Raw genomic sequence first — 6,868 nt, 5'->3', positions numbered from 1 at the left:
AACCGCGCCACGGACAAGCTCCTCGAACAGAAGCAACTCCTGGCCGGTTACAACTCAACCAATTACTTCGATCTGGTCGCCTCCGGTGACGCATGTGCATCGCTGGCCTGGGGCGGATCCCAAGTCGCTCAAGTCGTTGCTGCCAATCCCCGTGTGAAGTACGTGCTTCCGAAGGAAGGCGGTTCACTCTGGGTCGACAGCTTCTCCATGGCCAAGGATGCCCCGCACTCCGACGCGGCCTACGAATGGTTGAACTTCATCCTGCGCCCTGAGATCGGCGCGATGGCGACCAATGACGGCTCGTTGGCGACGACCAACGACGCAGCCCGAAAGCTCATCACCGACCAAGCGTTACTGTCCAACCCCGCCATCTTCGCGCCCGCCGACCAAATCGAGAAGGCGGAGTTCGTCCTCGACCCTGACGACGCGATGCGCTACTACCAGGACGGATGGACGCGGGTGAAGGCGTCATGAAACTAGACACCTTGAGAGCCACCACGAAGGTCCGGACGAAATCCGTGGGAAGACAAGATGACTGAACCCGCGATCCGCCTGCACGGCGTCACCAAGTCCTTCGGCGAGTCCGTCGTCGTGCAGCCGCTTGATCTGGAGATCGGACGCAACGAATTCTTCTCCATCCTCGGCCCGTCGGGATGCGGAAAGACCACGTTGATGCGGATGATCGCCGGCTTCGAAACCCCCACCGCCGGTGTGGTGGAGCTAGCCGGATCGGACGTCACCAACGTGCCCACACGCAAGCGCGACCTCAACATGCTCTTCCAGAGCTACGCGCTGTTTCCGCATCTTTCAGTCGCTGACAACGTCGGATTCGAGCTGAAGGTGCGTAAGACTCCGAAGCAAGAGCGGATCACACGGGTGAATGACGCGTTGCGCTTGGTGCGACTCGACGCGATGGCCGACCGCAAGCCGACACAGCTGTCCGGTGGTCAGCGTCAACGTGTTGCACTTGCTCGCGCGGTCACGGGCCGACCAGCTGTCGTTCTTCTCGACGAACCACTCGGAGCACTCGACCAGCAGCTGCGCAAACAGATGCAGATCGAGCTGAAAACCCTGCAACGTGAAGTCGGCATCACCTTCGTCTACGTCACCCACGACCAAGAAGAAGCGCTGACCATGAGCGATCGAATCGCCGTGATGTCAGCAGGTAGCGTCCTCCAAATCGGCAGTCCCACAGAGATCTACGACGAGCCCCGATCGCGGTTCGTCGCATCCTTCATTGGAAGCTGCAATGTGATCGGCGGCACCCGATCGGGAGGCGGCTTTGACATCGCGAGCGTAGGGCCGGTGCCGGCAACTGAAGTCGAACACGTCGCCGACGGTGGCGCCGTCGGAATTGCGGTCAGACCCGAGCGCGTTCAGATCACATGCACGGCCCCACCGGGATTCTCGGTCCCGGCAGTAGTCACCGAGACCGTCTACACGGGAGACGAATGGCGCTTTGGAACCGTCATCGCCGGTGACAATCACGTCGTGGCAACGGTACCCAGCGCCCTGTTGAGCACCGACCTGAGGACGTTGAGCTCCGGGGCTGACGTATGGCTGAGTTGGATGCCATCCGACGCACGCGCCTTGGCTGTTTGAACCACACCACACGAGAAAGGGATTCGAATGTTAACTGCCGTTGCGCAGTTCGGGCCGACCACCGACCCCGAAGCAAACTACGCCGCCATCGAACGGCTCACCGCTCGCGCACGTGCTGGAGGTGCCGAGTTGGTCGTCTTCCCGGAAGAGTCGATGATTCTCACCGAAGGGCTGACGAGGCCGCTCGCTGACACCGTGCACGACGAGTGGCCCAAGTTCGAAGACCGGATGTCTCGCCTTGCTGCACTGCAGCACATCGCGATCGTCATCGGCGGCTACGAGCCGAACGGCACCACACGTCCCAACAACACCTTGCTGGCGATCGCCGCCGATGGGGCAGTGGCTGCTCGCTACCGCAAACTGCATCTCTACGACGCCTTCGCCTATCAGGAATCGTCCTATGTGACAGCGGGTTCGGTGATGCCGCCCGTCGTCGAGCTGGCAGGTGTCCGGGTCGGCCTGCTCAACTGCTACGACGTCCGATTCCCCGAGATGGCACGGCATCTGATCGGTCTCGATGCCGAATTGATCACCATCTCCGCAGCGTGGGTAGCAGGCCGACGCAAAGAAGATCACTGGGAGACGTTGGTGAGGGCTCGCGCTATCGAGAACACGGTATGGGTGTGCGCGGCCGGCAGTATCTCCCCCGACTGCATCGGCGACTCCCTCATAGTCGATCCGATGGGCATCGTCCGCGTCGCCGTCGGTGATGAACCCGAGACCGTCGCCATCGTGGAGATCTCACCTACCCGCACCGATGCCGTACGCGATACGCTGCCCGCCCTCAAGAATCGCCGCATCGATCTGGCGATGAGCGTGAAGGACTGAACATTGCCCATCGAAATCAACCCCCTCCCTGCGGGACTCGATCCGTCGCTGGTGGCCAAACTGGAGAAGGTGTCGTTCGCCACGCTGGGCCACTACCTAGAAGCCGGCTTCGTGGACCCCGCGGTTGTCCGGCAATGCGGCACCGCCCGCGTCGTGGGGCGGGCGATCACCGTGCGCACCACGGCCACCGACTCCACGATGCTGCACCACGCGGCCGGGTATCTGGAACCCGGCGACGTGCTCGTCGTCGATACCGGCGCAGACCGACGCCATGCACCGGTGGGCCTCGTCGTGGCAGCGACCGCTGCGGCCAGGGGTGCTCGTGGCATCGTGGTCGACGGCGTCGTGACCGACGTCGATGAGGTCTCCGAACTGGGAATTCCCGTCTATGCCTACGGGCGCAGCCTGCTCACCACGAAGCTGCACGGCATCGACGACGGTGGCCACCATGTCGACGTGACCATCGGGGGCGTCACCGTCCGCTCCGGAGACGTCATCCTCGCTGATGCCAACGGAGTGTTCGCGAGCCCATCAACGGTCCTCGAGCAGATCATCGACACCGCTCTGAAAGACGACGCCGAAGAGCCTGCACTGATCGCGGCGGTGCGCTCAGGCGCTCGGCTGGGCGCCGAGACCGGCGCCACCGAGATCATCGAAAAGCTCACGCAATAGTCCATCTTCACTCAGATTTCCAGGAGAATTCGTCTTGTTTCTCAAAGCTGCCATCAACGGCGGGCGCACGCGGCAGGAAGCACCATCGGTACCTCTGACTCCGGCCGAGATCGCCATCGAGTCGTCGCGAGTGACCGCGTTGGGCGCCAGCGTCGTTCATGCCCACGCCCGCACCCCCGACGGGGGGCAAAGCATCGCCCCGTCGGATGTGGGGGCGATGGTGCGCGCAGTGCGCTCCCACGATCCCTCCGTGATCATCGGGACGACCACTGGACTGTGGACGTGTTCTGGCCACGCCGAGCGGATGCGCCACATCGAGGGCTGGCCAGAGAATGACCTGCCCGACTTCGCCTCCGTGGCCTTCAGTGAGGACGGCGCAGCAGAGGCCGGCGAGCTGCTGCTGTCGCGAGGCGTCGTGCTGGAAAGCGCGGTGTGGTCCATCGACGACGTGCCCGCGCTCCTGGCATCCCCGACGTTGCACGACAACGTGCGGATCCTGATCGAGCCCGAATTGGACGACGCCGACGAGTCCGTTCGCCTGTGTCGCGAGATCGCGGCCATCGTGCGCAAGGAAACTTCGTGCTCGATCCTCTATCACGGGTTCGACTCGACGGCCTGGCCCGTGCTACTCGCTGCACTCGAAGACGGGGCCGAGACGCGCATCGGGTTGGAAGACGTCCTGAATGGCGCAGGGGGCGCAGTGGCCGACAACGCCGCCATGGTCACCGAGGCACTGTCGATAGCGAAGGCTCGAACCTAACGCACTGCGCGTTCGATGCGTATCTTCATCGCCAGGCGGTGAAAAACAATGTTCGATGACGTCGATCGTCAAATCGTCGAGATGCTCGGCCGTGACGGCCGGCGTACGTTCACGTCGATGGCCAGTCAACTCGAGGTCAGCGAGGGCACCGTCCGCGGCCGAATCTCCAAACTGCTGGACTCCGAGACTGTACGGATCGTGGCGTTGTGCAACCCGCTGACACTCGGCCATCAATCGGTACGACTGTTCATCACGGTTCGCAATCACACGACGCAGTCGGTCACAGCGGCGCTCGTCGCCATGCCCGCGGTCAATCACGTGGCGTTGTGCGCAGGCGCTGCTGACGTGTACGCGGAGGCGACGTGTCGCGACCTCGACCAGATCCGCGTCCTCTTGGATGACATCCGACGGGTGCCGGGTGTGGCTCGGCTGGATCTATTGATCCTCACTCAGCTGTACAAGGACTACTCGTGGGTGGGCCTCAGTGGCGGCGCAGGTCAGAAGGACTCACCTCCGACGCCGTGACGGTCGGCGTGGCCTGGCGGTCCACGGGCTGTCGGAACCCGGCCCAGAGGTAGGAGTCGACGGCTACCTCCAAGACGGTCAGTGTCTCCATGCGTGCAATGCCGCGGATTCGGCGAAGCTTGTCGTGCAGGAAACGCGACAGGTGCGCGTTGTCTTCGCAACGCACATCGAGAACGAGGTCGTAAGCGCCCAGCGCGGCTCCGACGAACTTCACTTCAGCAAAGGCGCAGAGCTGGGCTGCCACCGCCTCGACAGTGACGCCTCGCACCTCAATGGCCACATGGGCTTCCACGTCACCGAGCTTCAGCGCGTGAGACATGCCGACCACTTGGACGATTCCCAGCTTGCGTAGGCGGTTGTAGCGGGAGCGCACGGCGGCTTCGCTGAGCCCAATGTAGCGCCCAATCTCACCGAAGGAGCGGCGCCCATCGATGCGTAGCTGATCGATGATCCGCCGATCCAGATCGTCTGCCGCCAGCGGATCCATGGCACAAGTGTGCACGACGACGGGGCTGCTACCACCCCCGGAATAAACCCCACAGGTCTGACGTCGTCCCGTCGGGCGAAAAAAAGGACTATGCCGAGAGTTGCGGCTGCGATTCAGCGGGCAGCAATGCCGCCAACGAACCGAATAAAGGTGAAGGTCCACCACCCCGGGCCCTTCTTCGAGATGTGTGGAGGCAGTGATGACAGGGACGATGCGCCGGTGGGAGATAGCCGGAATCGGCCGAAATCGGTTGGAGCTGAGGACCGTTGCAGTTCCTGAGCCGGGCCCGGGCGAAGTCCTGGTCAAGGTCGGTGCCGTCGCACTGAACTATCGCGACAAGATGGTCATGGACAGTGGCAGAGGACTGCCCTTGTCGTTTCCGTTCACGCCCGGTTCGGATCTGGCCGGAACCGTGGTGGCGCTGGGTGACGGCGCGAGTCGATTCGGACTCCACGACCGCGTTATCTCGACGTTCACCCCCGACTGGATCGACGGTGTCCGCCAAGGTAATGCCCGCACACCGTCGTATCGAACGCTCGGGGGCTACTACCCCGGCGTCCTGAGCGAGTACGTGGCCATGCCAGAAGACTGGTTCGTACGCGCACCGGCGACACTCGATGATGCGCACGCCAGCACCCTGCCGTGCGCCGGAATCACCGCGTGGTTCGCCCTCGTCGAACGTGGGCACCTTCGTGCCGGCGAGACGGTGCTCATCGAAGGGACCGGGGGCGTTGCACTCTTCGGCCTCCAGATCGCCAAAATGCATGGGGCCCAGGTCATCGTGTCGGGGAGTGCCGACAAGCTCGGGCGCGCGTTGGCACTCGGGGCCGACCACGCCATCGACCGCAGGCGGGATGATTGGGTCGAGGCCGTGCTGCAGACCACCGGTGACCGCGGCGCCGACCACATCCTCGAACTGGTCGGCGGGGCGCATCTGGGCAAGGCGGTGCAGACCGTGGCCGTCGGTGGACACATTCACCTGATCGGTGCGCTGGAAGGCTTTGACGTGACGGCTCCGGTGATGCCGCTGCTGCTCAAGGACGTCACCATCCACGGGATCGGCACGGGGCACCGTCGCGCACTTCACGATCTCGTCACCGCCGTCGATCACACGCGGTTGACGCCCGTCGTCGACGGTCGGTACCGGCTCGATGAGCTGCCGGCAGCGCTCGACCACCTCGATCGCGGCGCCTTCGGCAAGATCGTCGTCGAGATGGTGCAGACGTAGTGAAGTTTGGCTAATTGCCGTACAGATGGAGGGCCCGTGCTGTCTCTGTGGCCAGTTCGCCGCTCAGCTTCGCGATGGGTGGGGCGCCCCGCTGATGGATCACGTTCGCAAGGACGATCACGTAGGTGTCTGACCCGGGGTCCATCCAGAGCGTCGTTCCGGTGAAGCCGGTGTGGCCGAAGCTGCCGATGGGGAAGATCATGCCGCGCGGCCTGGACTGGTCGGTATCGATGTCCCAGCCGAAGCCGCGCAGGTTCTCTCCCCCTATTGCCGGATAGTGCGGCGCGAGCAGGGGATCTGTTGTGTTGGGAGTCTTTTCGATGGTGTCGCGAGAGGCTCTGTTCGCGGCTTCGAGTTGTGCAGTGGTGTGTCCGGGCTGCTGCGGGGTCGTCATCAGTTCCAGGGTGGATTGCGTCAGCGGAAACGGGCTCGGGCGCCCGGCGAGGCGATCGAGGAGCGCGTGCGCGTATAGGCCGACATCGTGCGCCGTCGTGAACACCCCGGCGCTCCCGGCCACTCCGCCCATGCGGCGTGCCGTCGGGTCATGGACAGTGCCGCGGAGCAGGTGGCCGAAGTCGGGGTTGAGACCGGGAGTGTCTCCGTCATGCGCTGTCGGCGCGATGCGCGTCAGGAGTTCGGTGTTCCACGTCCCTGGCGGACATTCGCCCACCTCGGGTGCGTTCGGATCGAGAGCGATCGCATTTCCCCTGATCTGGTGCGGACCACATGCCTTTGCCGGGGGAAGGTAGTGCGTGTCATCCATGCC

Annotated in this window: 9 protein-coding genes; 7 read left to right on the top strand and 2 right to left on the bottom strand. The window is 63.8% G+C overall.

Translation table 11 applies throughout. The features are described from left to right. The 6 genes from ACRDUX_RS28910 to ACRDUX_RS28885 form a co-directional block, all read left to right on the top strand. A partial coding sequence (locus ACRDUX_RS28910) for an extracellular solute-binding protein (RefSeq protein WP_526418954.1) occupies window positions 1-474 on the top strand: 474 nt, incomplete at its 5' end. 57 nt (window positions 475-531) lie between these two features. Continuing rightward, window positions 532-1,602: an ABC transporter ATP-binding protein gene (locus tag ACRDUX_RS28905; RefSeq protein WP_526418952.1), complete on the top strand. Its 1,071-nt coding sequence runs from the start codon at window positions 532-534 to the stop codon at window positions 1,600-1,602. Window positions 1,603-1,629: 27 nt separating this feature from the next. Next, complete coding sequence (locus ACRDUX_RS28900) at window positions 1,630-2,430, top strand: carbon-nitrogen hydrolase family protein (protein WP_526418950.1); 801 nt, start codon at window positions 1,630-1,632, stop codon at window positions 2,428-2,430. 3 nt (window positions 2,431-2,433) lie between these two features. Then, window positions 2,434-3,102 (top strand): RraA family protein, encoded by a 669-nt coding sequence (locus tag ACRDUX_RS28895; RefSeq protein ID WP_526418948.1) that lies wholly within the window; start codon window positions 2,434-2,436, stop codon window positions 3,100-3,102. Window positions 3,103-3,136: 34 nt separating this feature from the next. Further along, complete coding sequence (locus tag ACRDUX_RS28890) at window positions 3,137-3,862, top strand: 3-keto-5-aminohexanoate cleavage protein (protein WP_526418946.1); 726 nt, start codon at window positions 3,137-3,139, stop codon at window positions 3,860-3,862. A gap of 48 nt (window positions 3,863-3,910) precedes the next feature. Further along, the gene (locus ACRDUX_RS28885; protein WP_526418944.1) at window positions 3,911-4,387 is read left to right on the top strand and encodes an Lrp/AsnC family transcriptional regulator; all 477 of its coding nucleotides are present in this window, start codon (window positions 3,911-3,913) and stop codon (window positions 4,385-4,387) included. Here the strand turns inward: ACRDUX_RS28885 and ACRDUX_RS28880 are convergent. Continuing rightward, window positions 4,344-4,874 carry an Lrp/AsnC family transcriptional regulator gene (locus tag ACRDUX_RS28880; protein ID WP_526418942.1) on the bottom strand — a complete coding sequence of 177 codons (531 nt, stop codon included), beginning with the start codon at window positions 4,872-4,874 and terminating at the stop codon, window positions 4,344-4,346. The two genes, ACRDUX_RS28885 and ACRDUX_RS28880, sit on opposite strands and share 44 nt — an antisense overlap. 199 nt (window positions 4,875-5,073) lie before the next feature. On the opposite strand from ACRDUX_RS28880, the gene ACRDUX_RS28875 reads away from it, so the two are divergent. Further along, on the top strand, window positions 5,074-6,102 hold the full coding sequence (locus ACRDUX_RS28875; RefSeq protein WP_526418940.1) for a zinc-dependent alcohol dehydrogenase family protein: 1,029 nt from the start codon (window positions 5,074-5,076) through the stop codon (window positions 6,100-6,102). Between the two features lie 10 nt (window positions 6,103-6,112). On the opposite strand, the gene ACRDUX_RS28870 is transcribed toward ACRDUX_RS28875, so the two are convergent. Then, window positions 6,113-6,868 (bottom strand): serine hydrolase (locus ACRDUX_RS28870; protein ID WP_526418938.1); only part of this gene is annotated, 756 nt, incomplete at its 5' end.

The organism is Mycobacterium sp., from assembly GCF_050701675.1.
Lineage (GTDB): Bacteria > Actinomycetota > Actinomycetes > Mycobacteriales > Mycobacteriaceae > Mycobacterium.
This window is presented reverse-complemented; position numbering and strand designations above follow the sequence as displayed.